Origin of the sequence: Campylobacter concisus, from assembly GCF_902460575.1 — a bacterium.
GTDB lineage: Bacteria > Campylobacterota > Campylobacteria > Campylobacterales > Campylobacteraceae > Campylobacter_A > Campylobacter_A concisus_AW.
This window is the reverse complement of record NZ_CABPUY010000003.1, coordinates 652094-653973: the sequence shown is the minus strand read 5'-3', so window position 1 is coordinate 653973 and position 1880 is coordinate 652094. Positions and strand designations below refer to the sequence as shown.

1 protein-coding gene, 1 tRNA gene and 2 pseudogenes are annotated in these 1880 nt (G+C 32.0%); 3 read left to right on the top strand and 1 reads right to left on the bottom strand.

Going from position 1 to position 1880, the window contains the following annotated elements; genetic code table 11:
- From F3G76_RS10845 to F3G76_RS09665, 3 genes and pseudogenes are all read left to right on the top strand, one after another.
- Positions 1-332 (top strand): annotated as a pseudogene (locus tag F3G76_RS10845) (YedE family putative selenium transporter); the annotation flags it as partial.
- A 116-nt stretch (positions 333-448) separates the two neighbouring features.
- Positions 449-525 (top strand) — tRNA-Met (locus F3G76_RS09670).
- A gap of 453 nt (positions 526-978) precedes the next feature.
- Positions 979-1535 (top strand): annotated as a pseudogene (locus tag F3G76_RS09665) (transposase).
- Positions 1536-1589: 54 nt separating this feature from the next.
- Here the strand turns inward: F3G76_RS09665 and F3G76_RS10595 are convergent.
- The coding region (locus tag F3G76_RS10595) for a tetratricopeptide repeat protein (RefSeq protein WP_411160716.1) at positions 1590-1880 on the bottom strand (291 nt) is incomplete at its 5' end.

Here is a 1880-nt window from a genome sequence, read left to right as displayed (position 1 = left end):
GCATCACAAATTTAGTGCTAAATCAATATAAATTTGGCTTTGAAGGACAACCTATCGCTCACAATGATATGCTTTGGAATTTCCTTGGTATGACGCTCGCTGGTCTTTGCTTTAGTCTAAGCTACGGCTGCCCTGGCAAACATCTAGTGCAAATGGGAGCTGGAAATTTAAGCTCAGCTGTATTTGTTTTAGGCATGGGAGCTGGAGCTGCGATAAGTCATAACTTCGTGCTTGCAAGCTCAGGAGCTGGCATCACACCTTTTGCCCCGTATGCCGTATTGATCGGCTTTATCTACGCTATTTACGTTGGATTTTTCACTAAAAAAGCTTAAATAAATTTGGCTGCTTTTGCAGTCAAATTTACTTTTTTATCTATAAAATTTGTGTGAGATAAATTTTAGCTAAAAATAAGTTCTTAGGTTGTATAATCCAAAACTTATTTTAAGTTGTCACGGTAGCTCAGCTGGTTAGAGCGCTGGTCTCATAAGCCGGAGGTCGGGAGTTCAAGTCTCCCCCGTGACACCATAAATACCTAAACTACGATGTTTCTACAATTTTATATTGCAGTCACCTTTCATTAAATATAGCTTAATGTTTGAAGCAAAATAAAAATTTATGTAACAAATTTTTAAGCTTGAGGTAATTTTAGCATGTTTTTGTGTAAATTTTTTAAAATACTGCTTCAAAAGTATAGTCCTTTTTATAAATAATTTACGTCATTCTTTTTATTTTTTATATTACATACAAATACTATACAAACTATCATATCACCAAGTTAAATTTTCAATATATCAAAATTAATAGAAAAAAATTTGTATCCAGTAATTACAACAAGAAGTAACGTAGCAAAGACTGTTATCGTCTTTAGTATAATTTTAAAAAACATCACAAATAACTATAGGCTCAAAACAAGTTAAAAACTTTAAAAGGAGTTTTTAACTATGATCCTACTGATGTTCCTAAAAAGTAACGAGTGTAGTGAAATTAAAAAATAAGTATATCTATCGTTACCAAATTTCAGAGAAGAAATTTCCTGAGATTTTGAAATATTTTTCTTTAGATTTAGAAGTCATAAAGATAGCCAAAATCTATAAAATTTCTAGGAATTCTACAAATAAAATTCTAAGAGATTAGAATTCTTGTATCAAAAGGGTGCAAAAAATAAGTAAATTTAACGGTGAGATTGAAATAGACGAAAGCTACTTCAGGACTAAAAGAGCAAGAGACAAAAGAGGTAGAGGAATGGCAAATAAAACACCAGTGTTTGGTATGCTTAAAAGAGATGGTAAGGTCTATTCTGGGATAGTTAAAAATTGCCCTACAAATGAACTAATGCCTATACTGTCGGAGTTCAGTGATCTTGATACTCTACTATATTATTCTGATTGTTGGAAGGCTTATGACGGATTAGTAAATTATGAAGCAAAGACTCGTTATTTAAAGGTATAAGTAAAGAGAATTTTTTACTTCACCTTAAAAAAGCGAATTGTGAATTTAGATAGCATACTAAAACTACACAGGAAAACTTATATTAGAATCTATTGAAATTGATAAGAGAGAATCTGCTTAACTTGTCTTGAGCCTAAATTTTAATAGCCTTTTTCATTTAGCCTTCTGTAATTATCACATCCCAACTGAAGTCCTAAATCACAAGTCTTCCCGTAATATTGTTTTGCAGTGTAAAAATCTTGTTTTACACCTTGACCGTTGTTGTATGCAACCCCTAAGTTATAGCAACCCTCAGCATTTCCACTATCACAAGCTTTTTGATAGTCGCCTTTATTGTAAGCTTCGCTTCCCGATTCAATAAGATCTTTGGAAAACCCAATAGAAAACAAAACTACAAGTAAAACTAAAATTCTTTTCATTTTTTTACCTCC